This is a genomic window from Streptomyces fuscigenes (assembly GCF_021556455.1).
In the GTDB taxonomy this organism is placed as follows: Bacteria; Actinomycetota; Actinomycetes; order Streptomycetales; family Streptomycetaceae; genus Streptomyces; species Streptomyces fuscigenes.
Map to the genome: position 1 here is coordinate 1 of NZ_JAKGCV010000025.1, position 22361 is coordinate 22361.

The 22361-nt window shown below is 73.7% G+C and carries 21 protein-coding genes; 13 read left to right on the forward strand and 8 right to left on the reverse strand.

Annotation, left to right across the window (positions count from 1 at the left end):
• Positions 1–92 precede the first annotated feature (92 nt).
• Entirely contained in the window at positions 93–863 is a 771-nt protein-coding gene (locus L1885_RS05060; RefSeq protein ID WP_235795747.1) for an SDR family NAD(P)-dependent oxidoreductase, read from the reverse strand.
• A 411-nt stretch (positions 864–1274) separates the two neighbouring features.
• Positions 1275–1880 carry a TetR/AcrR family transcriptional regulator gene (locus L1885_RS05065; RefSeq protein WP_235795748.1) on the reverse strand — a complete coding sequence of 202 codons (606 nt, stop codon included), beginning with the start codon at positions 1878–1880 and terminating at the stop codon, positions 1275–1277.
• A 98-nt stretch (positions 1881–1978) separates the two neighbouring features.
• Here L1885_RS05065 and L1885_RS05070 point away from each other — a divergent pair, with 98 nt between their 5' ends.
• Both L1885_RS05070 and L1885_RS05075 read left to right on the forward strand, forming a co-directional pair.
• Entirely contained in the window at positions 1979–2806 is an 828-nt protein-coding gene (locus tag L1885_RS05070) for a tautomerase family protein (RefSeq protein ID WP_235795749.1), read from the forward strand.
• 137 nt (positions 2807–2943) lie between these two features.
• Positions 2944–4350: an amidase gene (locus tag L1885_RS05075; RefSeq protein ID WP_235795750.1), complete on the forward strand. Its 1407-nt coding sequence runs from the start codon at positions 2944–2946 to the stop codon at positions 4348–4350.
• A 140-nt stretch (positions 4351–4490) separates the two neighbouring features.
• Here the strand turns inward: L1885_RS05075 and L1885_RS05080 are convergent, their stop codons facing one another.
• Together L1885_RS05080 and L1885_RS05085 are read right to left on the reverse strand one after the other, a co-directional pair.
• The gene (locus L1885_RS05080; RefSeq protein WP_235795751.1) at positions 4491–4895 is read right to left on the reverse strand and encodes a DnaJ family domain-containing protein; all 405 of its coding nucleotides are present in this window, start codon (positions 4893–4895) and stop codon (positions 4491–4493) included.
• 237 nt (positions 4896–5132) lie between these two features.
• The gene (locus L1885_RS05085) at positions 5133–5726 is read right to left on the reverse strand and encodes a TIGR03086 family metal-binding protein (protein WP_235795752.1); all 594 of its coding nucleotides are present in this window, start codon (positions 5724–5726) and stop codon (positions 5133–5135) included.
• A 326-nt stretch (positions 5727–6052) separates the two neighbouring features.
• Between L1885_RS05085 and L1885_RS05090 the strand changes: the two genes are divergently transcribed.
• From L1885_RS05090 to L1885_RS05120, 7 genes are all read left to right on the forward strand, one after another.
• The gene (locus L1885_RS05090; protein WP_235795753.1) at positions 6053–6415 is read left to right on the forward strand and encodes an SH3 domain-containing protein; all 363 of its coding nucleotides are present in this window, start codon (positions 6053–6055) and stop codon (positions 6413–6415) included.
• A 174-nt stretch (positions 6416–6589) separates the two neighbouring features.
• Entirely contained in the window at positions 6590–7420 is an 831-nt protein-coding gene (locus L1885_RS05095) for a helix-turn-helix domain-containing protein (RefSeq protein WP_235795754.1), read from the forward strand.
• Between the two features lie 135 nt (positions 7421–7555).
• Positions 7556–8128: a GNAT family N-acetyltransferase gene (locus tag L1885_RS05100; RefSeq protein ID WP_235795755.1), complete on the forward strand. Its 573-nt coding sequence runs from the start codon at positions 7556–7558 to the stop codon at positions 8126–8128.
• A gap of 163 nt (positions 8129–8291) precedes the next feature.
• Positions 8292–9038, forward strand: coding sequence for a Mut7-C RNAse domain-containing protein (locus L1885_RS05105; protein WP_235795756.1), 747 nt, complete (start codon positions 8292–8294; stop codon positions 9036–9038).
• Between the two features lie 114 nt (positions 9039–9152).
• The gene (locus L1885_RS05110) at positions 9153–9503 is read left to right on the forward strand and encodes a YnfA family protein (protein WP_235795757.1); all 351 of its coding nucleotides are present in this window, start codon (positions 9153–9155) and stop codon (positions 9501–9503) included.
• Between the two features lie 230 nt (positions 9504–9733).
• The gene (locus L1885_RS05115) at positions 9734–10528 is read left to right on the forward strand and encodes an SDR family NAD(P)-dependent oxidoreductase (RefSeq protein WP_235795758.1); all 795 of its coding nucleotides are present in this window, start codon (positions 9734–9736) and stop codon (positions 10526–10528) included.
• Positions 10529–10583: 55 nt separating this feature from the next.
• Entirely contained in the window at positions 10584–10817 is a 234-nt protein-coding gene (locus L1885_RS05120; protein ID WP_235795759.1) for a hypothetical protein, read from the forward strand.
• A gap of 487 nt (positions 10818–11304) precedes the next feature.
• Here the strand turns inward: L1885_RS05120 and L1885_RS05125 are convergent, their stop codons facing one another.
• Positions 11305–12498: an RtcB family protein gene (locus tag L1885_RS05125; protein ID WP_235795760.1), complete on the reverse strand. Its 1194-nt coding sequence runs from the start codon at positions 12496–12498 to the stop codon at positions 11305–11307.
• 233 nt (positions 12499–12731) lie between these two features.
• On the opposite strand from L1885_RS05125, the gene L1885_RS05130 reads away from it, so the two are divergent.
• The 3 genes from L1885_RS05130 to L1885_RS05140 all read left to right on the forward strand — a co-directional run bounded on the left by L1885_RS05130 (position 12732) and on the right by L1885_RS05140 (position 16977).
• Entirely contained in the window at positions 12732–13721 is a 990-nt protein-coding gene (locus tag L1885_RS05130; protein ID WP_235795761.1) for a DUF3558 domain-containing protein, read from the forward strand.
• 231 nt (positions 13722–13952) lie between these two features.
• On the forward strand, positions 13953–14912 hold the full coding sequence (locus tag L1885_RS05135) for a DUF3558 domain-containing protein (RefSeq protein WP_235795762.1): 960 nt from the start codon (positions 13953–13955) through the stop codon (positions 14910–14912).
• Positions 14913–15306: 394 nt separating this feature from the next.
• Positions 15307–16977, forward strand: a complete 1671-nt coding sequence (locus L1885_RS05140; protein WP_372481861.1) for a DUF2637 domain-containing protein — start codon at positions 15307–15309, stop codon at positions 16975–16977.
• Between the two features lie 279 nt (positions 16978–17256).
• On the opposite strand, the gene lysS is transcribed toward L1885_RS05140, so the two are convergent.
• Positions 17257–19032 carry a lysine--tRNA ligase gene (lysS, locus tag L1885_RS05150; RefSeq protein WP_235795763.1) on the reverse strand — a complete coding sequence of 592 codons (1776 nt, stop codon included), beginning with the start codon at positions 19030–19032 and terminating at the stop codon, positions 17257–17259.
• Positions 19033–19206: 174 nt separating this feature from the next.
• Here lysS and argS point away from each other — a divergent pair, with 174 nt between their 5' ends.
• A complete protein-coding gene (argS, locus tag L1885_RS05155; RefSeq protein WP_235795764.1) occupies positions 19207–21012 on the forward strand; it encodes an arginine--tRNA ligase in 1806 nt (601 codons plus the stop codon).
• 105 nt (positions 21013–21117) lie between these two features.
• On the opposite strand, the gene L1885_RS05160 is transcribed toward argS, so the two are convergent.
• Positions 21118–21600: a SitI3 family protein gene (locus tag L1885_RS05160; protein ID WP_235795765.1), complete on the reverse strand. Its 483-nt coding sequence runs from the start codon at positions 21598–21600 to the stop codon at positions 21118–21120.
• Between the two features lie 452 nt (positions 21601–22052).
• Positions 22053–22229 (reverse strand): hypothetical protein, encoded by a 177-nt coding sequence (locus L1885_RS05165; RefSeq protein ID WP_235795766.1) that lies wholly within the window; start codon positions 22227–22229, stop codon positions 22053–22055.
• Positions 22230–22361 lie beyond the last annotated feature (132 nt).

Sequence of the window (22361 nt, forward strand, 5' to 3'; positions counted from 1 at the left end):
GAGGGCATCGGGCCGGGCACGGCCGCCGGGCACGGTCCGGGACGCCGGCGCCGGGCGGCCCCCGGCGCCCTCGCCGCAGGGTGGGGGCGCGGCTACCAGTCCAGCGGGGCGGCGAGGAACGGCGTGTGGTCGGGTGCGGCCTTGCGCGCGTCCAGGACGGCCCTCGCACTCTCCCCGACGGGGATGCGGAAGGGCGCCCCGCGGCCCTCGGCGATCGTCGCGGCGACGACGTCGGCGACCTCCCGCACGGAGACGGGTTCCGCGCGGAACGGGCCGAGCTTGCCGAGCAGCGGAAGGTAGGGGCTGCTGTCGTCGAGGTGGACCTGGGCGCGCTCCGCTCCCCCTGAGGACACCGCGGGCGGCTGCACGACGTGCACGGACACGCCGAACCGGCCGGCCTCGATGGCGAGGGCCTCCGCGAGGGCCTCCAGGGCCTGCTTGGTGGCGCCGTACGCGCCGATCAGCGGGATCACGAGACGGCCCTGGATGCTGGACATGAAGATCAGCTGCCCGGTGCCCCGCCGGCGCATCTGGGGCAGGACGCCCTGCGCGACCCGCAGCGCCCCGAAGGCGTTGAGCTCGAACAGTTCGGCCAGCGCGTCGAGCGGGATCGTCTCGATCGGCGCCCGGACGGTCGCGCCCGCGTTGCTGAGCAGGACGTCGACGCGGCCGGCCTCGGCCAGCGCCCGGTCGACCGAGTCCTGGTCGGTGACGTCGAGTCGCAGCTTGAGCGCCACCGGCAGGTCGTCGAGCGAGGAGACGTCGCGGGCCGTGGCGATGACCTCGTGGCCCTGTTCGTGCAGTGCCGTCGCGGCGTCCCTGCCTATGCCGCGCGATGCGCCGGTGATGAGTACGCGAGCCATGTGGGGAACTCCTTCGACTGGCGGGCGGCCCGCGGTGGGCGGCGCGCGGCGAGAGACATCGCCGACCGGTCGCGAGGCCGGTCGGCGATGAGCAGATGCTATGTAGGTCAACATACTTAATCCGTCACCGTCAAGGACCGCCGGCATCGGCGGGCAGCGCGCGCGGCCGCCGCGGAGGAACCCGCGCGGCCGCCGCCGGGCAGCACGGAACGGCCCGGCCCGCAGGGGCGGGGCCGGGCTCGGACGACGACGGACGACGGCAGACCGCAGACGGTGGCGTCGGGCAGCGCACGGCGGGCGGGCGCGGCGGACAGCGACGTCGGGGGCCGACGGAGCCCGGCACCGCCCCGGCCCCCGCCGCCCGAGGCCGGTGCCCGGACCTCACCGCCCGGGCCCCTGACGGCCCGTGTTTCAGCCGCGGGCACCCCCGTCGCCCTTCGGCGACACCGTCGCGGCGTGGGCGACCAGGACGGCCCGCACCGACTCGTACGGAGCGGGACTGCGCAGGGCACGCGACGTGATCATCGCGCCCTCGACCCCCGCGATCACGGCGTCGGCCAGCACCCTCGCGCGGGCGCGCTCGACACCGAAGGCGACGAAGTGGAAGGCGAGCCTGTCGGTCATCTCCGAGAAGGCCCGGCGGCCGGTCTCGGCGATCTCCTCGGAGTCCCGCGTGGCGCCCTCGGTGATCAGCGGGGCGACCCCGCAGCCCCGCCCGTAGTCGGCGGCGACCATGCCGTCGCGGCCCAGATCGACGTAGAGCTCGACCAGCCGGCCCGCGGACGTGGCCTCGCCGGCGGCCCGGTCGATGATCTGGACCTGCTCGAACGCGTGCGCCTCGGCCGCCTCGATCGCCAGCTGGGTCTTGCCTCCGGGGAAGTGGAAGTAGACCGAGCCGCGGGACGTGCCGCTGAGTTCGAGCACGTCGGAGAAGGCCGTCGCGTTGTAGCCGCGCTGCCGTATCAGCTCCTTGGCGGCCTGGACCATCTTCTGCTTGGCGTCCGTCCGCTTCCCCATCCTGCGTCCTCCCGTCCTGCAATGTATGCTGACCTACATAGTATCTATAGAGGGCGCAGAACCCAAGAACACCACTCTCTCTCGCAGAGGAGTCCCTCATGCCCTTCGTCGACATCTCACTGGCACGCGGCAAGCCCGCCGCCTACCTCGAAGCGGTCTCACGCGCGGCGCACGAGGCGCTGGTCACCGAACTGCACATGCGACCCGAGGACGACTTCCAGCTCATCCACCAGCACGACCCCGGCGAGATGGTCTTCAGCCGCGACTTCCGGGGCGGCCCCCGCTCCGGGGACTGGATCGTCTTCACCTTCAGCGACGGCTTCGAACGAGGCGAGCAGGCCAAGCGCGGCCTCTACAGGACGCTCGTGCGGCTGCTGCACGAGGATCCGGGCATCGATCCGGCGGACGTGTTCGTCAAGATGGTCTTCTCGACGCCGGAGGACTTCTCGTTCGGCGCGGGAGTCTTCGGCGCCGATCAGGCCGCCTCCGAGGCGCTCGACGCGGCGGCGGGGAACCCGGGCGCTCGCGCCGGGTACAGCCGGGCCGAAATGGCCTACGCCCTCGGCGAGCTCTTCGAGCACCAGGACACCGGCCCCGTCCTGCCGATGCTCCGCGAGGACTTCACCCTCACGGTGCCCGCCTCCCTCCCTTACGGCGGCACGTACACGGGCACCGAGGAGTTCGCGAAGTTCTTCGCGGGCACACCCGGCGGCTCCGCCGTCTGGGAGTCCTTCGACCTCCACGTCGAGCGGATCCTGAAGGCCGACGACCACCTCGTCGTACAGCTCGCCATCAGGGCGGTTCCGAGGGCGAGCGGCCGGGAACTCGCCTTCGACAACCTGTGGCTCTTCCGCACCGCGGGCGGCCGCCTCACCGGGGCCCAGATCTACGCCGACACCGCCGCGGCACAGCCCGCCGCCGGCTGACCGGGCAGCCTGTCCGGCCGTCCCCCGCGACAGGTGTCCCCGTGCCCCGCGCACGGCCGCCTCGCGGCGGCGGCCGACGGCAGGAGCCGCGACGACGCCTCTCACCGACCGTTCCCCGGTCCAGGAAGTGTTTGACCATGACCAGCGAACTCATTCATTCGGACGCGAGCGGACTCGCCGGGCTGATCCGCACCGGCAAGGCCTCCTCCGTCGAAGTGGTGCGCGCCCACCTCGACCGCATCGAGGCCGTGAACCCGCTGCTCAACGCCGTCGTCACGCTCGCGGACGGCGCGCTGGAGGCCGCGCGCGCGGCGGACGAGCAGCTCGCGGCGGGCGGCGAGGTCGGCCCCCTGCACGGCGTGCCCTTCACGGCGAAGGACTCGTTCGACACCGCCGGGGTGCTCACCCAGCGCGGTTCGCCGATCTTCGCCGGGCGCGTCCCGGACACCGACGCCACCGCCGTGGCGCGCATGCGGCAGGCCGGCGCGATCCTCCTGGCGAAGACCAACCTCCCGGAGTTCTCGTACTGGATCGAGACCGACAACCTCCTGACGGGCAGGACCAACAACCCGTGGGACCTCGACCGCTCGCCCGGCGGGTCCAGCGGCGGCGAGTCGGCGGCGATCGCGGCGGGCATGTCGCCGCTGGGACTCGCGAGCGACCTGTCCATCTCGGTGCGCGGTCCGGCCGCCGACACGGGTGTCTCGGCCTTCAAGCCGACCTACGGGCGCATTCCCATGACGGGCGTCTGGCCGCGGGAGCCGCGCCGCAACTGGCACGTCGGACCCATGGCGCGCAGCATCCGGGACCTCTCCCTCGCGTACGGACTGCTGGCCGGGCCCGACGGTGCCGACGGCTTCGCGACCGCCCCGCCCCGGTTCGACACGGGTCTGGGCCCCTCGCCGGACCGGCCGCCGCGGGTGGGCTGGCTGGTCGACTCCGGACTCGGTCCGACCGACCCGGAGGTCGCGGCGATCGTCAGGGCGGCGGCCGAGGCCCTGAGGACGACGGGAGCCCAGGTCGACGCGGTGAGCATCCCGGCCTTCGAGCGGGACAACCCCCTCGACCTGTGGACCAGGCTGAGCACGATGGAGGTGAAACCGGCCTTCCGCCGGGTCACCGCGGGCCACGAGGACGAGATGTTCGACTACTCCGCGTTCGTGGCCTCCCTGCCCGACACGTCCATGGAGGACTTCCTCGACGCCGAGCAGGGCGTCGAACGGCTGCGGGACGCCCTCGCCGCGCACTTCCACCGCTACGACGTCCTGCTGCTCCCCGTCACGACGATCCCCGCACACGGCCACCGGCTGGAGGACTTCACCGTCGGCGGCCGGACGATGGGTGCCTTCCACGTGTCGACGACGACCGTCCCGTTCAACCTGACGGGGCACCCGGCCCTGTCGATGCGGTTCGGCACGAGCAGCGACGGCATGCCGATCGGCGTCCAGCTGGCCGGGAACCTGCACGCCGACTCGACCGTCCTGCACACCGCCTCGCTGCTGGAGGCGCTGAGCCCGGTGCGCGAACTGCGCCCCGCACTCTGACCGCGCGCGGAAAGCCGGATCCCGCCGCGCGAGGCGACCTGCGGACGCGGCGGTGCCCGCCGGCCCGGACACCGCGACGGGCGGCCGCTCCGGACCCGCCGCAGACGGGCCGGGCCGGGCCGTACGGAGGGGGCGCCCGGTCAGCCCGCCCGCCTGCGGTGGCGCCAGTCCTCGACGAGCTCCTCGACGTCGAACGGGCGGATGCCCAGCGGCGGGCCGGGCGGCGGCTTCGCCAGCAGCTCGCCGATCTTCTCGTTGATCTCGGCGACGATCCGCCGCACCCTGCCCTCCGACGGTGCGCGCCGGGCCGCCACCAGGGCGTCCTCGGCCTCCTTGCGCAGGGCGAGCGTCGGCGGCAGGTACGACAGGTTCTCGTGGCGCATCTTGTCCTTGATCCACCACAGCTCGTCGTAGGGCTTGTCGAGGCCCGCGAGCGGCTTGCCGGCCCCGGTCAGGCCGTCGAAGACGCCCCGCTCCTGCGCCTCGCGGATCTGCCGGTCCACCCAGGTCTCGAAGCTGACACCCGGCGGCTTGCGTTCGGTCATCGGTGGCCTCCTCAGCGGGCGCGCCACGCGCCCGTACGGGACGTCTGCCCCCAGCCTACGAGCGCGCCGGCACCCTGGTGCGAAGTCCGGCCCCAGGCGCGGGGCCCGCTCTCGCCCGGGGACCGGGAGCCCCCGCCCCGGCGCCCCGGTCGGCCGCCCGACCCGTGGCAGGCGTGGCGGCGCCCCGTTCCCGGCTCCCCGTTCCCGGCTCCCGGCTCCCGGCTCCCGGCTCCCGGCTCAGGTTCCGAGCGCGACCTCCGGGGTCCACCACGGGTCGCGGCCCGTGAGGCCGAGGAGGTGGTCGAAGGTGGACGCGTCGGGGCCCACCGGCACCTCCGGGGCGAACATGCCCATCCGGCGGGCCGTCGGCGCGAGTTCGGCGAACCGGTCGCGCACCTCGGTCACGAGGACGGCGTCCGCCGCTGCGCCGTCGTACGCCCGGCCGCTCGCGCGGGCGAGGTCCCAGCCGTGCACGACCAGGTCGCCGAGGACCATCGCCCCGACGGTCCTGGCCGGCATGCCGAGCGCGCCGGTCGTGCCCTCCTCGGCGCCGGGGGCCGCCCAGGCCCCGACCAGGGCGCGCACCTCCCGCGCGAAGTCCTCGCGCCAGTCGCCCTCCAGCGGCAGGGACTGCCGGCCGAAGTCGGCGTCCCGCTTCGCCGCGAGCTCCCGGAAGTTGCGCACCACCAGGAGCAGATGGCCGACCAGGGTGCGGACGTCGTAGTCGTCGCAGGGCGTCGGCAGGGACAACTGGGCGTCGTCGAGGCCGCGTACGACCGGCACCGTCCCGGCCGCCGCGCGCTCCAGCAGTGCGCTGATCTTCTCGTTCATGGCTTCGAACCTAGGCACCTGCCGGCCGGCGGTCTTGAACAAACGCGTCACTCCATGGCCCGCCGCGCCCTTCGTCAAACTCGAACGCCTTGCCGCGCGGAAGCGCCCGGGGCCCCGCGGAAGCGCGCGGGAGCGCGGCGGCCGGCCCCCGGGCCGCGTACCACCGCACAACCGGGTGATCCACCCAGGATGCTCTGGCGGCGGGAGCACACGCCCGTGTCCAATGAGTCACGGAAGGAACACGGACCGTAATCGAGCGGCGCGTGTCCCCTCCGGTCCACTGGCCGACCGGCCACGGGGGATCACCTTTTATGAAGGAGACCGAGTTGACCCGCACGACCACCCGCAAGCACTTCGGCGCCCGCACCCCGCGCGCGCTCGCCGCGGCCCTCGCCACCGCGACGGTCCTGACGCTCGCCGGCGCGACGACGGCCGTGGCCGCGAGCAGCGGCCCCGCCCGCATCCTGCCCGCCGCGGCGCCCAGCCACCACGCCGCCTACGTGACCTGCACCGTCAACGACAACGGGGTGAACTACCGCAGCGGCCCGGGCGAGAACTACCAGGTCTTCGGCACCGTCAACAGGGGCCAGAAGATCAACGTCCGCGGCCAGCAGGGCAACTGGTACATGGGCGACCTCTGGGGCGGGCGCACCGGCGTCTGGATCCACGTCGCGTACGTGACCTGCTGACCGGGGGCACCACCAGGTGAACACCGCGCGCGGCCGCCACGGCCGCGCGCGGGGCACCCACCGACGTGGCCCCCGCGAGGACCGGCACCGTCTCGCGGGGGTCACAGCACGGCCGTGCGCGCGGCCGTGCCGTCCTCCCGGCGTCCCTCCTCCTGGGCGCCTACGATCGGCGGCATGGCTGCCCCACGGCGTGACACCCGCGGCATCGTCGATGCCGCGGGTCTCTTCGCCCGGGTACGGTTCCGGCGCCGGGAGCCCGCGCCCGCGCTGCGCCCGTATCTGGAGCACTACTGGCTCATCGACTGGGACCTCGACGAGCCGTACGTGTCGCACGTCGTGCCGCACCCGTCGGTGAACGTCGTCTTCCAGCACCTGGACGAGGCGAGCCGGCCGTTCGCCGAGATCGCGGGCATCCGCGACGAGCTGTTCGCGCAGAGGCTCGCGGGCCGCGGCCGGGTGTGCGGCGTGCAGTTCAGGCCCGGGGGCTTCCGCCCCTTCTCGCCTCGGCACCCCGTCTCCCACTGGACGGGGCGCCGGGTCCCGCTGGCCGAGGCCATGCCGGTCGGCGACGAGGACGTCACCGCGATCCTGGGCCCGGACGGCGAGGACGAGCGGGTGGCCGCGCTCGACGCCTTCCTTCAGGGCGTCCTGCGGGCCCCCGGCGGCGGCACGGACGGGCCGGTCGCGCGGGCGACCGCGCTGGCCGACCTCGTCCGGCAGGACCGGACGATGCAGCGCGTGGACCTGCTCGCCGCGGCGGCGGGCCTGTCCCCGCGTTCGCTCCAGCGCCTGTTCGGCGCGTACGTGGGCGTCGGCCCGAAGTGGGTCGTCCTGCGCTACCGCATCCACGAGGCACTGGAGCGCGCGGAGGCCGAGGGCGCGCCGGGCGCGGTCGACTGGCCCGCGCTCGCGGCGGAGCTCGGCTACAGCGACCAGGCCCACCTCGTGCGGGACTTCACGGCGACGGTCGGGGTGCCGCCCACCGCGTACGCCCGCCAGGGCTGACGCCGCCCGGCCACGCGCCCGTCCCGACGTCCGTCCCGAGCGTCCGTCCTGCGTCCGTCCCGGGCGGCGGTGCCTTCTGCCGCCCGGCGGGCGCGGCCGGCCCCTCCTCCCGGGGTTCTCCTACAGTCGTCACGCATGAAGACGAAGGCGCCCCGCGTACGGCTCGAACCGTGGTCCGAGGCCGATCTCGGACTGCTGCGCGCCCTGAACGCGCCCGAACTGATGGTGCACCTCGGGGGGCCCGAGACCGACGTACAGGTCGAGGTGCGGCACCGGAGGTACGTGGAGCTGAGCGCCGAGAGCCCGCGTAGGGGCAGGCTGTTCCGGATCGTGCTGCTCCCCGACGGCGAGGGGTCCGCCGCGCCCGGCCTCGCCCGCTCGGTCGGCACGGTCGGCTACTGGGAGAACGTCTGGGACGGGCAGCAGATCTACGAGTCGGGCTGGGGCCTGCTCGCCGCGTTCCAGGGCCGGGGCATCGCCGCCGTCGCGGCCCGGGCCGCCGCCCGCCAGGCCCGCGCGCAGCGCGCGCACCGCAGGCTCCACGCCTTCCCGTCGGTCGGCAATCCCCGGTCCAACGCGGTCTGCCGGCGGGCCGGTTACACGCTGCGGGGAGAGTGCGCCTTCGAGTACCCGCCGGGCAACGTGCTGCGGTGCAACGACTGGTGGATGGACCTCGCGAAGGCCCAGGACCCGGCAGGCGAGGACTGAGCGTCACGCCCGGCGGAGCCCGGCGGGGCTCGGCACCCGCGGGGTGCGCGGCACGGGCGGGGGTGCGCGGCACGGGCGGGGGTGCGCGGCCCGCGCGGCGGTGACCGGTCACCGCCGCCCGTAATCCGTGGCACGGCCCCGCCCGCGATGGCATGCTGACCAGGTGAACGGTCCCCGGACGATCCGCTTCGGCGCCTCCCGCGAACTGCACGTGTTCCTGCCCGTCGACCGGCGCCGGGACGTGGGTGACGTCGCGATCGACGGGTCCTCCACGCTCGGTCATGTCGTGGAGTCGCTCGGCATCCCGCTGACCGAGGTCGGCACCCTGATCGTGGACGGCACGCCGCGGCCCGCCTCGCACGTCCCGGCCGACGGCGAGTCCGTCCGGGTGCTGCCCCGCGAGCGGCCCCAGTCCGTGCCGGGGGCGCCACTGCGCTTCCTCCTCGACGTCCATCTCGGCACCCTCGCCAGGCGCCTGCGCCTGCTGGGTGTGGACGCCGCCTACGAGAGCACGGACCCGGGCGATCCCGCGCTGGCCAGGCGGTCGGCGGACGAGCGGCGCGTGCTGCTCTCCCGCGACCGGGGCCTGCTGCGCCGCAGGGAGCTGTGGGCCGGGGCGTACGTCTACAGCGACCGCCCGGACGACCAGGTGCGCGACATCCTCCAGCGGTTCGCCCCCGCACTGGCGCCCTGGACGCGCTGCACGGCGTGCAACGGCACGCTCGGTGCCGCCGACAAGGACGACGCCGCCGTCCGCGAGCAGCTCCAGCAGGGCACGCGCCGCACCTACGACGTCTTCGCCCGGTGCACCGCGTGCGGGCGGGTGTACTGGCGGGGCGCGCACCACGGGCACCTGACACGCATCGTGGAGGCCGTGATGGCCGAGTTCGGGAACGGCACGGCCGCGTGAGCCGCTGAGCCTCTCGTACGTCCCGCTCGCCGCCCGCTCGGGGCCGCCCGGGGGCCCGCTCGCGGCCGCCGCCGGGCCGTCCGGCCTGCCGGCCGGCCGTGGCACGCTGTCGCCATGCTCGTACTCCGCTCCGTCGCCCTCTTCGTGCTGGCCGCCCTCTTCGAGATCGGCGGCGCGTGGCTCGTCTGGCAGGGCGTGCGCGGCGACGCGGGCCAGGGCGGGCGCGGCTGGCCGTGGATCGTCGCGGGCGTCGCGGCGCTCGGCGTCTACGGCTTCGTGGCGACGCTCCAGCCCGACGGCCAGTTCGGCCGCGTGCTGGCCGCGTACGGGGGGATCTTCGTCGCCGGGTCGATCGTCTGGGGCGTGGTGGCGGACGGCTACCGCCCGGACCGCTGGGACATCGCGGGCGCGGTGGTCACGCTGGCGGGCATGTCATTGATCATGTTCGGACCCCGGGGCCGCTGACACGGACCGGCCGGGCGCGACGCCGAGGCGCGGACGCGGGTCGGCCGAGCGCCGGACGGGAGCGGACGGCGGGGCGGGTCCCGCCGCGCACGGCGGCTCCCGCCCGTGTCGCAGGCCCCCGCTCGCGGTGCGCCGAGCGCACGGGGAAACCCGCGGAAGGCGCCCGGGGACGGCTGCCTATCCTGGGGCACATGGGCCCCGAGGCCCCCGACCACCGCAGGAGGAGACCCATGACCGCCGCAGCCGCCGGCTCCGCAGCCACCGCCACCGCCGTCGTGACCGGCGCGAGCGGCGGGATCGGGGCGGCGACGGCCCGGCAGCTCGCCGCCGCCGGCTACCACGTCGCGGTGACCGCGCGACGCGAGGACCGCCTCGCCGCGCTCGTCGCGGAGATCGAGGCGGCGGGCGGCAGCGCGAGCGCCCACCGGCTCGACGTCACCGACCGCGCGGCCGTCGACGCGTTCGCCGAGGAGCTCACGGCCGGCGCCGGGCGCCCCGTGCAGGTCCTGGTGAACAACGCGGGCGGCGCCCTCGGTCAGGACCCCGTCGCGTCGGGCGTCGTCGAGGAGTGGCGGCAGATGTACGAGACGAACGTCCTCGGCACCCTCAACGTCACGCAGGCGCTGCTGCCCGCGCTGACCGCGAGCGGCGACGGCACCGTCGTCGTCATCTCCTCGACCGCGGGCCTCGGGACCTACGAGGGCGGCGCCGGCTACGTGGCGGCCAAGCACGGCGAGCACGTCCTGGCCCAGACGCTGCGGCTGGAGATCGTCGGCACGCCCGTGCGCGTCGTCGAGATCGCGCCCGGCATGGTCAAGACCGAGGGCTTCTCCACGACGCGCTTCCACGGCGACACGGCGCGCGCGGCGAAGGTCTACGAGGGCGTCGCCGCGCCCCTCTCCGCCGACGACGTGGCCGACACGATCACCTGGGCCGTCACCCGGCCCAGCCACGTCAACATCGACCTCATGGTGGTCAGGCCCCGGGCCCAGGCCTCCAACACCAAGGTGCACAGGGAGCTGTGATGCCGGCGTCCGCTCCCCCGGCCGAAGCCGGGACGATCCACGCGAGGAGCATGCGATGAGCGACAACTTCACGACGCGCGCGCACGACGAGGGTGCCAAGCGCGGCGGCGAGGCCGTCGAGGGCTACACGTACTCCGGTTACACGAGCAGCGGCGAGAGCTGGCGGTCGAGCCCCGGGGAGACGCTGACGAGACTGCTCGCGGACCTGCTGCACTGGGCCGACGACACCCAGCGCGACTTCGACAAGGCGCTCGACCGGGCACGGAAGCTGCACGACACCGAGCTGTGAGGCGCGCGGGGCCCCGGCCCCCGGGCCGCCGCCTCCGGCGCCCGGGGACCGGCGCCCGGCGTCGGCTCCGGGGGCGTCGGCCCGATGCCGCGGGCTGCCTCCATCCAGTCCGATGAACTGAACGAACGATCGAAAGATCATCACTTCAGGTGAGGGAGTGGCAACTCTCTGGCGTGAGACCCCTCGTACGGATGATGCTCGTGGTGCGCAGGTGACCGGCCGCGGACCGTCCCGGCGCACCCGCCCCTGTCCCACGAGGCGGGAAGAGTCCCACGTCGTGCGCCCGTCGGGCAGCACACAGCAAGGAGAGAACTGAACATGAACATCCTCACTGGTGTCCTCGCCGGCCTCATCCACTTCGTCGGCTGGCTGGTCTGACACCCGCGAGCCCGGGCGCCGGCCTCCACGAGGAGGCCGGCGCCTTCGCGCACCCGCCGGCACCGCGCCGCCGGCCGGCCCGCCCGCGCCTCCGTCCGCGGGGCCGGCCTCACCCCTTCACGCAGACGACCTGCCGCAGCCGCGTCACGACCTCGACCAGGTCCGTCTGCCGGCTCATGACCTGCTCGATCGGCTTGTACGCGCCGGGGATCTCGTCGACCACGCCGGAGTCCTTGCGGCACTCCACGCCCCGCGTCTGCTCCTCCAGGTCCCGCGTGGAGAAGCGGCGCTTGGCCGCGCCCCTGCTCATCCGCCGGCCCGCCCCGTGCGAGGCGGAGTTGAAGGCCGCGGCGTTGCCGAGGCCCTTCACGATGTACGAGCCGGTGCCCATCGACCCCGGGATGATGCCGAGGTCCCCGCTGCCCGCGCGGATGGCGCCCTTGCGGGTGACCAGCAGGTCCATCCCGTCGTAGCGCTCCTCAGCGACGTAGTTGTGATGGCAGCTGATCTCCTCGACGAACCCGACGCGTGCCTTCTTGAACTCGCGGCGGAACACGTTCTTGAGCAGTTCCATCATGATCGTCCGGTTCTGGCGGGCGTACTCCTGCGCCCAGTACAGGTCGTTGCGGTAGGCGGCCATCTGCGGTGTCCGCGCCACGAAGACCGCCAGGTCGCGGTCCACGAGTCCCTGGTTGTGCGCCAGCTTCTGGGCGATCCCGATGTGGTGCTCGGCCAGTTCCTTGCCGATGTTGCGCGAACCGGAGTGCAGCGTCAGCCAGACGGCGTCGTCCTCGCCGATGCTCACCTCGATGTAGTGGTTGCCGGCGCCGAGCGTGCCGATCTGCCGGCGCGCCCGGTCCTCCCGGAAGTGCACCGCCGTCGCGACGCTCCCGAAACGGGACCAGAGGTCCTGCCAGGCCGCCGTCGCGAGGCCGTGCAGCCCGGACGGGTCCACCGGCTCGTCGTGCAGCCCCCGCCCCACCGGGATGGCCCGCTCGATGCGGGACCGCAGCCGGGACAGGTCGCCCGGCAGGTCCCCGGCACGCAGGGACGTGCGGACCGCGGACATGCCGCAGCCGATGTCCACGCCGACCGCCGCCGGGCAGACCGCGCCTTCCATCGCGATGACGGAGCCGACCGTCGCGCCCTTGCCGTAGTGCACGTCGGGCATCACGGCGAGGCCCCTGACCCAGGGCAGCGTCGTGACGTTGCGCAGCTGCCGCATGGCCCCGTCCTCGACGGCCGCCGGATCCGCCCACATCCGGATCGGAATCTTCACGCCCGAAATCTCGGTGTAAGTCATGATTCTCCATTCCCCCGATTCCCCGTGGAGCCCTTGGACTTCCCGCGGAGATTTACGATGCACAGGACGCACGCCACCGGAGGACGTGCGGGACGCACAGCGCGCGAGGCGTTCGAAGACCCGGGCCGACCTGCGGCGTCGACGACATGTGCGATACACATTGTGTCCACTCACCGACCAGGGGCGGCAAACGCTTTTCCCGCCCGCACACCGTCTTGAGGAGGCTCGGGTCCGTGCAGCGATTCGCGCACACACCGCACCGCAGCGCTCGCCGCAAGGTGTGGGCGCCGGGTCTGGCGGCGCTGCTCGTCGCACTGGTGGCGGGCGGCTGCACGGCCGGCGGGAGTTCCGACGGCTCGCCCAGTGACGCGAAGCAGGGCGACCCGACGCTCTCCCTGCCCGCGCCGGGCAAGTACGCGACGCTGCTGGAGCCGTGCGGCGCCGTGCCCGCGTCGATGCTGGAGGACCTGCTCCCCGGCATCTCCTCGCTCTCCCCCGACCAGCAGGAGCGCGCACTGCAGGGCACGCCGGCGGTGACGTACGACACGGACCGCAGGGTGGGCTGCAGTTGGAAGGCGGACGCCCCCGACTCCTCGCACCGGCTGTCGCTGGACATCGAGCGGGTCGTCTCGTACGACACGAGCGTCAGTGACGCGCAGCGCGCGCAGCAGGTGTACGCGCGGGAGCTGAAGGCGGCCCACATCCCGGCGTCCGGCTCCCCCTCCCCGCCCTCGACGGGCGACGAGACCGGCTCGGGATCGCCCTCGGACACGCCGGACGCCTCGGACGCGCCCAACCCGTCCGGGACGCCGAACACACCCGGCGCGTCGGACAGTACGGACATACACGGCACTTCCGGCACACCGCGCAAGAGCAGCACCCCGAACACATCGGGCACACCCTCCGGTTCGCCCTCGGGTTCCGGCGGCGACCTGGTCGACGGCTCGGACGGCAGCTCCGGGGACGCGGCCCTCGCGCCGGGGCTCCAGCCGCGCCGGCTCACCGACCTCGGCGACGAGGCGTACGTGGACGACGTGCTCTCGCAGTCCGGATCGGCCACCCGCAACCGCACGGTGAGCGTGGTGTTCCGCACATCCAACGTGATCGTCACGATCACGTACACCGCGCAGCCGACGCACGCCGACGAGGTGCCCGACAGCAAGGAACTCCAGGACAGGGCACAGGCGCTGGCGAAGAAGCTGACCGACGAGTTCGACCAGTAGGAGCCGTGGCACCCCCTCGGCGGCGCGGGACGCCCCGGGGCGAGGTGGGGGATGCGGACCCTCCGGGGCTCCTGCTGCGGTTACGGTGGCCGCTCGGACCGTTCGCCCCCGCCAGTGCGTACGGTGCGTGACGACAACCGCTCCGCGGCGGTCCGTTCGTAGCCGAAGGGACACGGACAGTGACTCCGCGGAACCCGTGACCCGTGACCGAAAGCATCGACTGAAGGAACCATGCGCCGATCAGCATCGCGACTCCCCCGCATACTCGCCGCCGCGGCCGTTCCTGCGCTGCTCGTCGTCGCCGGCTGCTCCTCCGGCTCCGGCGGCGGCGACGGGAGCGCCAAGGACAGCGCCGACGGCGGCGGCTCCAGCGCCCCGTCCGGGCAGCACTCGCCGTCGGTCGCGCCCGCGAAGTACCAGAGCCTGCCGGACGCCTGCAAGGCCATCGACTCCTCGACGGTCACCGGCCTCGTGCCGAACGCCAAGCCGAAGGGCGGCACGGCCGGGACGTCGACGGACATCAACTCGCACAGCAGCTGCGCCTGGAACGGCCTCAAGGACCACGGCGTCCACGGCTCGCAGTACCGCTGGCTCGAGGTCTCGCTCTCGCGCTTCGACTCGCAGACCGCGCTGGGCAGCGGGAACGCCCAGGCGTCCAAGCAGTACACGACCGAGGTCGACGCCGCGCAGACGACGAAGGACGCCAAGAGCGTCATGACGTCCCCCGTGACGGGCACCGGCGACCAGGCGACGTCGGTCACCTACCGGCTCACCAAGTCCGGTGAGGACTTCTCCTACGCGACCGTGGTGGCCCGCGTCGACAACGTGGTGGTCGCGCTCACGTACAACGGCGCCGGCTTCGAGGGCGAGAAGTCGCCGAGCACGTCGGACGTCGCGAAGGACGCGCTGACCGCAGCGAAGAGCGCCGTCGGGAACGTCCAGGACGGCGGAAGCGGCAGCAGCGGCTCGGGATCCGGCTCGGGTTCGAGTTCGGGCTCCGGATCCGGCTCGGGCTCGGGTTCGGGCAAGGCCTCGTCCTCCCCGAGCCCTTCGAAGTCCTCCTCCGGCGGTGCCGGGCACGACCCGGGCAAGCCCGGCGGTTCGCCGTCGTCGTCGCCGTCGAAGTCGGCCGCGAAGTCCGGCGCGAAGACGTCCGAGTCCCCGTCGGCCGGCGCAGGCGTGGCCGGCTGACGCAGACCCCGGGGCCCTTCCGGCACCCGGAGCCCTTCCGGCACCCGGAGCCCTTCCGGCACCCGGGCCGCGCGGCGCGCGGCGCCGGGCCCGGCACGAACGCCCACCCTGCGCACGCCCGGCGGGTGGGCGTTCGCGTCCGCCGGGAAGGGCCGCGTACCCGCCCCCGCTGTACGGCATCCGCTGTACGGCACCTGCCTCTTTGGGTGGTTCGTCCGGCCCCGCGGCAGGGTCCGGGAGGCCGCGTCCGCTCCCGGGACCCCGTCTCCCGCGGGCATGTGCAAGGCTGTTGCCCCGCCGGCGCCCGCCGGCCCTGCCGCACGGCCGGCGCCCGCCGGCCCTGCCGCGCGACGGCAACGTCGGCATCCGAGGACGGGAACGGGAGGGATCGCGCGTGGCCGCGATGCAGCTGTCACGAACGCATCGAATACTGGTCGGCATCGTCATCACCGGTGCGGTGATCATCGCCGGGATCGGCTTCGCGGGCTCGTACGCCGCCGTGCGTGCGCTCGCGGAGTCCAAGGGCTTCGGCGAGTTCGCGCTCGTCTTCCCGATCGGCATCGACGCCGGCATCTGCGTTCTGCTCGCGCTGGACCTCCTGCTGACCTGGATCCGCATCCCCTTCCCGCTCCTGCGCCAGGCGGCCTGGGTCCTGACGGCCGCGACGATCGCCTTCAACGGCGCCGCCGCCTGGCCCGATCCGCTCGGCGTCGGCATGCACGCCGTCATCCCGCTGCTGTTCATCGTCACCGTCGAGGCGGCGCGGCACGCGGTCGGCCGGATCGCCGACATCACGGCCGACAAGCACATGGAGGGCGTGCGGCTGACACGCTGGCTGCTGTCGCCCGTTCCGACGTTCAAGCTGTGGCGGCGCATGAAGCTGTGGGAGCTGCGCAGCTACGAGCAGGTCATCAAGCTCGAACAGGACCGGCTCATCTACCAGTCGAGGCTCCAGGCGCGCTTCGGCCGCGCCTGGCGGCGCAGGGCCCCCGTGGAGTCCCTGATGCCGCTGCGCCTGGCACGGTACGGCGTGCCGCTCGCGGAGACGGCCTCGGCCGGGCTCACCGCGGCGGGCATCGACGCGACCCCCGCGATCATCCCGGCCGCGGGCGCCGCACGGGAGTTGACGGCCGCTCAGGACACCGCCGCCCCGGCGGGCGGCGACGTCGACCTGACGAAGCAGGGCCCCGGCGCGGGACAGGCGCAGGGCCAGGCGCAGGGGCAGGCGCAGGCACCGGGGGGCGGGCCGCAGGGCCGGAACCCCCGTCAGGACGCCGGGGTCCGGGCGCGGCTCGCGCAGCAGGGCCCGCCGAACGGCCCCCAGGGCCCGCAGCAGGGCCCGGGTCCCGCGCAGCAGCCCGCTTACCCGGAGGCCGACATGACGCCGCCTCAGGACGACGGCCACGACTGGGCGGACGACCAGCAGTGGGCCGACCAGCAGGCCTGGGCCGGGCAGCAGGAGTACCCGCAGCAGCAGGACGTCAACCCCTGGTTCGCGGCCCCGGTCCCCGAGGGCGCCTACGAGGGCGGGTACAACCCGACGTACGTCGAGGGCCTCGAACCCACCCCGGTGCTGCCGCCGACCGGCCCCGGCGGCCGCGGCCGCCCGCTGGGCGCGGGCCCGGGCGCCACGGTGCCGCAGGACCCCCAGCAGCCCGGGAACGGCCTCCAGGCATACGCGGAGGACGGTCCGCGGGATCTCGTCGCGGAGGAGTGGGCCGCACAGCGGCAGCGCGCGGCCGGAGCCGGGCCGGCGTACGGGCCCGAGGCCGAGGCCGGGGTGGACGCCGCGCCGGACGGGCCGGACGGGCCGGGCGAGCCGCTCGACGAGCGCGCGCCGGCCGACGAGCTGCCCCGCGAGGAGGCGTACTACAACGCCCTGCGCAAGTACATAAGCGAATACAACGACATGCCGAACGAGCGGCAGTTCGGGCGCTACCTGCTGGAGATGTACGACTTCCGCGGGCGCGCGGGAGGCCCGCTGAGCGAGAGCACGCTGCGGGCGCCGCTGCGGGAGGCGCAGCGCCGCTTCCAGGAGGACCTGGACTCCGAGCACATCGCCTGAGCCCGACGCCCCGCGCGTCCCGGCGCTCAGGACACGGCGCGTCCCGGCGTTCATCCCGAGACGAGGTCCCGGCGTTCATCCCGGGACGAGGTCCCGGCACGTCCGCTCAAGGCGGCGCGGCGACGGCACGCGGCCCCGAGGCCCGGCCCCGGTGTCGGGAGCCCGCGGCCACCGGGGCCCGGAGAGCCGGGGGCCCCGGGGCCCGGAGCGCGAGAGCCCCGGGCCCGGGGTCTCACTGCCCGAACAGCCCGGGGTCTCACTGCCCGAACAGCCCGGGTCTCAGTGCCCGAGCAGGGTCCGCACCCGGTCCGCGCCGACGGCGAGCAGCAGGGTCGGCAGGCGGGGGCCGGTGTCGCGGCCGACCAGGAGCCGGTACAGCAGGGCGAAGAACGTCCGCTGGGCGACCTTGAGCTCCGGCGTCGGCTTCGCGTCCGGCTCCAGCCCCGCCAGGATCTTCGGCACCCCGTAGACCAGGGTCGTCAGCCCGTCGAGCGACCAGTGCGAGTCCAGCTCCTCGGCGAGCAGCCGCAGCGACTCCCGGCCCTGCTCGTCCAGCGAGCCGAGCAGCTCCTTGTCCGGCTCGGCGCGCACGATCGTGCGGGCCTCGGCCGGAACCTGGCTGCTGATCCAGTGCTCGGCCCGGTCGAGCCGGGGCCGGGCGTCGTCCAGCGACGTCAGCGGGTGCGCCGGGTCCAGTTCGCTGAGGATGCGCAGCGTCTGCTCCTCCGCGCCCGCCGTGATGTCCGCGACGGACGCGAGCGTGCGGTACGGCAGGGGCCGCGGCGTGCTCGGCAGCTCTCCCGCGGCCGTGCGCACGGCGCGCGCGTAGGCGGCCGCGTCGGCGGGCAGCACACTGCCGTCGGCGACCTTCTTCGCGAGCGCGTCCCACTCGTCGTACAGCCGCTGGATCTCCTGGTCGAACGCGATCTTGAACGACTGGTTGGGCCGGCGGCGCGCGTACAGCCAGCGCAGCAGCGGGGCCTCCATGATCCGCAGCGCGTCGGCGGGCGTCGGCACACCGCCCCTGCTGCTGGACATCTTGGCCATGCCGGAGATGCCGACGAACGCGTACATCGGGCCGATCGGCTGCACGCCGTCGAAGATCTCGCGCACGACCTGCCCGCCGACGACGTACGAGGAGCCCGGCGAGGAGTGGTCGACGCCGGAGGGCTCGAAGATCACGCCCTCGTAGGCCCACCGCATCGGCCAGTCGACCTTCCAGACCAGCTTGCCGCGGTTGAACTCGCTGAGCAGCACCGTCTCGCCGAACCCGCACGCCGTGCAGGTGTAGGTGAGCTCGGTCGTCTCGTCGTCGTACGCGGTCACGGTGGTCAGGTCCGTGCCGCAGCGGCCGCAGTACGGCTTGTACGGGTAGTAGCCGCCCGCGCCGCCGCTGCCGTCGTCCTCGTCGGCGGCGCCTGAGCCCTCCGCCGCCTCGACCTCGGCCTCGTCCAGCGGCTTCTGCTGCTTCTGCTGCTTCTGGCCCTGCTTGGCCTTGCCCGCCCCGGCGCCCTGCTGGGCGCCCTTGTCCTTCGTGCGGTACCGGTCGAGGATCGCGTCGATGTCGCCGCGGTGCCGCATGGCGTGCAGGATCTGCTCGCGGTAGACGCCGGAGGTGTACTGGGCGGTCTGGCTGATGCCGTCGTACTCCACACCCAGCTCGCCGAGGGCCTCGGACATGGCGGCCTTGAAGTGCTCGGCCCAGTTCGGGTACTCGGACCCGGCAGGTGCGGGCACCGACGTGAGCGGCTTGCCGATGTGCTCGGACCAGGACGGATCGACGCCCGGGACGCCGTTCGGCACCTTGCGGTACCGGTCGTAGTCGTCCCACGAGATCAGGTGCCGCACCTCGTACCCGCGGCGGCGGATCTCGTCGGCGACCAGGTGCGGGGTCATGACCTCGCGGAGATTGCCCAGGTGGATGGGGCCCGACGGCGAGAGGCCGGACGCGACGACGACCGGTTTGCCCGGCGCACGCCGTTCCGACTCGGCGATGACGTCGTCGGCGAAACGGGAGACCCAGTCGGTCTCGGTGCTCTGAGCCACGGTCGGCACGTCCTTCTTTCTGCTGCGTGCTGCTTCACGGTCGGTGGGATCGGCCCCGCCATTGTCCCAGGTGCGCACGGCAGCGCGAAAACGGATTGCCGCCCCATGGGACAATGGGCACCGGGCCCAGGCAGCAGCCTTCCGGGCCCAGCTCCGACACCCGACAGAAACGGCAGCCAGCCCATGGCCTCGGTTCCTTCCCTCGCCTCGACCGTCGACCAGCACATCGCGTCCGCCCTCTCGGCAGCCCTGCCGGAGGCCGGTACGGCCGATGTCCTGCTGCGACGCAGCGACCGGGCGGACTTCCAGGCCAACGGCATCCTGGCGCTCGCCAAGAAGCTCAAGGGCAACCCGAGGGAGCTGGCGACGCAGGTCGTGGCCGCCCTCTCGGCGCCCGGGGTGATCCAGGACGTCGAGGTCTCCGGCCCCGGCTTCCTGAACATCACCGTCAGCGACCGGGCCGTCGTCGAGACCCTCGCCGCCCGCCTCGCGGACGAGCGGCTCGGCGTCCCGCACGCGGAGCACGCCGGCACCACGGTCATCGACTACGCCCAGCCGAACGTGGCGAAGGAGATGCACGTCGGCCACCTGCGGTCCGCCGTCATCGGCGCCGCGATGGTCGAGATCCTGGAGTTCATGGGCGAGAAGGTGATCAGGCGCCACCACATCGGCGACTGGGGCACCCAGTTCGGCATGCTCATCCAGTACCTGATCGAGCACCCGCACGAGCTGGACCGCGGCGGCGAGGCGGCGGCCCCCGCCCCCGACGCCGCCGAGGCCCCGTCCGACGAGGCCGGCGAGGCCGCCATGTCGAACCTGAACCGCCTCTACAAGGCGTCGCGGGCCGCCTTCGACTCCGACGAGGAGTTCAAGGCGCGGGCCCGGGACCGGGTGGTCGCGCTCCAGGCAGGCGAGCCGGAGACGCTCGCGCTGTGGAAGCGGTTCGTGGACGAGTCGAAGGTCTACTTCTACTCGGTCTTCGGCAAGCTCGACATGGAGATCCACGACCCCGACATCGTCGGCGAGTCCGGCTACAACGACATGCTGGCCGAGACCTGCCGGATCCTTGAGGAGAGCGGCGTCGCCGTGCGCTCCGAGGGCGCGCTGTGCGTGTTCTTCGACGACGTGAAGGGCCCAGACGGCAATCAGGTCCCGCTGATCGTCCAGAAGTCGAACGGCGGCTTCGGCTACGCGGCGACGGACCTGTCCGCCATCCGCGACCGGGTGCGCAACCTGGGCGCCGACACCCTGCTGTACGTGGTGGACGCGCGGCAGTCGCTGCACTTCAAGATGGTCTTCGAGACCGCGCGGCGGGCGGGCTGGCTGAGCGACGACGTCAAGGCCGTCCAGCTCGCGTTCGGCACGGTCCTCGGCAAGGACGGCAAGCCGTTCAAGACGCGTGAGGGCGAGACCGTGCGGCTGGTGGACCTGCTGGACGAGGCGGTCGACCGGGCCACGTCCGTCGTGCGCGAGAAGGCGGAGAAGGCCGGGCTCGGCGAGCAGGAGATCGAGGAGAACGGCCGGTACGTCGGCATCGGCGCGGTCAAGTACGCCGACCTGTCGACGTCGGCCGTGCGGGACTACAAGTTCGACCTCGACCAGATGGTCTCGCTCAACGGCGACACGTCCGTCTACCTCCAGTACGCCTTCGCCCGGATCCAGTCCATCCTGCGCAGGGCCGACGGCAACGCGGCCCCCGTGCCGCACCCGGAGCTGGCGCTGGCCCCGGCCGAGCGCGCGCTCGGCCTGCACGCCGACCAGTTCGGCGAGACGCTCGCGGAGGTCGCGCAGGGCTACGAGCCGCACAAGCTGGCCGCGTACCTCTACCAGCTCGCGTCGCTGTTCACGACGTTCTACGACCAGTGCCCGGTGCTCAAGGCGGACACGCCCGAGCAGGTGGAGAACCGGCTGTTCCTGTGCGCGGTCACGGCCCGCACCCTCCAGCAGGGCCTGTCCCTGCTGGGCATCCGGGCCCCCGAGCGGCTCTGACGCACGGGGCGCGGCCGGGCTGCGTGCGTCGCGCCCGGCCCCGCGTACGGGCCCGGCGCACCGCCCGCCGCTCAGTCCTCGCTGAAGGAGTGGGTGGTCTGTCCCTCAGTCCTCGCTGAAGGAGTGGGTGGCCCGGCGGTACGGCCGGTGCAGGAGGGCCAGCCGGCGCCGCGGCCACAGCTCGTCGTCCTCGCTCAGCGCGAGGTCGCCACCGCGGCGCAGCAGCCAGATCGTCTCCGACTGGTACTCGAGCAGCGCGTCGCCCGGGACCGCGCCGAGCAGGGCGTCCACCGCCACGACCATGTCGTCCTGCTGCTCCCCGACGTCGCCGAACTTGTCGAGGCGGAACGAGACCGAGACGGTCGGCGTGATGCCGAGATCGGTGACCACGGGGTGCCAGGGCTGCGGGTGCTCCTCGAAGACCTGGACGGCGGTACCCCGCCCGGTCACGCCGCCCTCCTCCACCCAGTCCTGCGGGGCGACGGGCGCGTCGAGCAGGCCGGCGTCGCGCAGGGCGCGGTCGAGGACCTCGGCGACCTGCCGCGCGGGCACAGCCGCCGCGATCTCGAAGTCGTAGGAGATTGCCACTCGGTTTCCTCTGAACTGGTTGCTCACGGACAGGAGTTCACGACGTTTCCGCCGCCCCACGAGCAGTCGTGTGTACGTCGTACCCCGCTGAACGCCCCCGTCCCGGTCGGTGACGTCCAGGATCCCGGCAACGGCCCCCGCGGAGACCAGGGGCCTCTGGCGTCTCGGCCCGGGTCGACCCCGTACCGAACACCCCGGGCGGGCACCGGACACCCCGGGCGGGCACCGGCCGCTCGCCGCTTCGACGGCACGTCAACGGTGGCGATGGTTCCGCAACTCGCCATTGCAGTCCTCGACCGTCCACGGCGCACGGGCGCCTCGGGCCTCCTCGCGCTGCCTCACCAGCGCGGCGCACACCCCGCAGCCCTCCGTGGGCAGGGGCTCCAGATGCCACGGGACCGGGGTCCGGGCTCCACCGTTCACCGTCCCGGTGTCCGTCATTCGGGTCTCCGTCATTCGGCCAACCGCCCGAGACCGTCCCGTACCCGTTCGAGCAACTGCCGTGTCGGCACGGCGTACCGGCGCGGAACGTGGTCCGGCACGAGGCGCCAGAAGCCGCCCCGGTGGACGACGGCCAAGAGCTCGGCCGACCCGTCCTCTTCCGTCCCGCCCTCTTCGCCTCCGCACACGACCGCTCTCCCTCTCCGTAGATGTACGATCACTCTCCGCACATTCAGCATCGGCGGAGCCGCCCGCCCCCACCAGGGGGGGCCGCTTGGACGCCGAGAGCTGTCCAGGGGCGGGGAACTGCGGGGGCACGC

What these genes read in the sequence shown, in the direction of transcription:
- L1885_RS05060 (WP_235795747.1), bottom strand. Translation starts at nt 863, where the DNA reads ATGGCTCGCGTACTCATCACCGGCGCATCGCGCGGCATAGGCAGGGAC.
- L1885_RS05065 (WP_235795748.1), bottom strand. Translation starts at nt 1,880, where the DNA reads ATGGGGAAGCGGACGGACGCCAAGCAGAAGATGGTCCAGGCCGCCAAG.
- L1885_RS05070 (WP_235795749.1), top strand. Translation starts at nt 1,979, where the DNA reads ATGCCCTTCGTCGACATCTCACTGGCACGCGGCAAGCCCGCCGCCTAC.
- L1885_RS05075 (WP_235795750.1), top strand. Translation starts at nt 2,944, where the DNA reads ATGACCAGCGAACTCATTCATTCGGACGCGAGCGGACTCGCCGGGCTG.
- L1885_RS05080 (WP_235795751.1), bottom strand. Translation starts at nt 4,895, where the DNA reads ATGACCGAACGCAAGCCGCCGGGTGTCAGCTTCGAGACCTGGGTGGAC.
- L1885_RS05085 (WP_235795752.1), bottom strand. Translation starts at nt 5,726, where the DNA reads ATGAACGAGAAGATCAGCGCACTGCTGGAGCGCGCGGCGGCCGGGACG.
- L1885_RS05095 (WP_235795754.1), top strand. Translation starts at nt 6,590, where the DNA reads ATGGCTGCCCCACGGCGTGACACCCGCGGCATCGTCGATGCCGCGGGT.
- L1885_RS05100 (WP_235795755.1), top strand. Translation starts at nt 7,556, where the DNA reads ATGAAGACGAAGGCGCCCCGCGTACGGCTCGAACCGTGGTCCGAGGCC.
- L1885_RS05110 (WP_235795757.1), top strand. Translation starts at nt 9,153, where the DNA reads ATGCTCGTACTCCGCTCCGTCGCCCTCTTCGTGCTGGCCGCCCTCTTC.
- L1885_RS05115 (WP_235795758.1), top strand. Translation starts at nt 9,734, where the DNA reads ATGACCGCCGCAGCCGCCGGCTCCGCAGCCACCGCCACCGCCGTCGTG.
- L1885_RS05120 (WP_235795759.1), top strand. Translation starts at nt 10,584, where the DNA reads ATGAGCGACAACTTCACGACGCGCGCGCACGACGAGGGTGCCAAGCGC.
- L1885_RS05125 (WP_235795760.1), bottom strand. Translation starts at nt 12,498, where the DNA reads ATGACTTACACCGAGATTTCGGGCGTGAAGATTCCGATCCGGATGTGG.
- L1885_RS05135 (WP_235795762.1), top strand. Translation starts at nt 13,953, where the DNA reads ATGCGCCGATCAGCATCGCGACTCCCCCGCATACTCGCCGCCGCGGCC.
- argS (WP_235795764.1), top strand. Translation starts at nt 19,207, where the DNA reads ATGGCCTCGGTTCCTTCCCTCGCCTCGACCGTCGACCAGCACATCGCG.